Below are 352 nucleotides of genomic sequence, written 5' to 3' on the forward strand. Positions count from 1 at the left end.
GCATAGAGGCCTCTAAACTACTAATAGTCTCGTCAGGAGCCACATGATCTGAATACCCAATTACCACATCCGGAAATACTCGAGCTAGCGTTGTAATCATTCCTAGTTGAGCATGGTCTATCGGTGTTGGGTAATTCAATACGCAATGAAGCAAACTAATCTCTTTTGCACCAGCTTCCCGTGCTACCTGCAAAGCAAACTCTATCTCAGGTAATGTAGCTGCGCCTGTTGACATAATTAGAGGCTTTCCCGTTGAAGCACACTTTCTGATCAATGGAACATTAGTAATATCCGCTGAAGCAACTTTAAACGCTGGTATTAAGGGGTCTAAGAAATCAACAGCATCCAAGTC

General features: G+C 43.2%; 1 protein-coding gene. It reads right to left on the bottom strand.

What is annotated here, in order from left to right; genetic code table 11:
- Positions 1-349, bottom strand: a 349-nt coding sequence (locus A3729_RS09850) for an N-acetylneuraminate synthase family protein (protein WP_231877401.1), incomplete at its 3' end; no start/stop codon positions are given.
- Positions 350-352 lie beyond the last annotated feature (3 nt).

It is taken from the genome of Oleiphilus sp. HI0043, assembly GCF_001634935.1.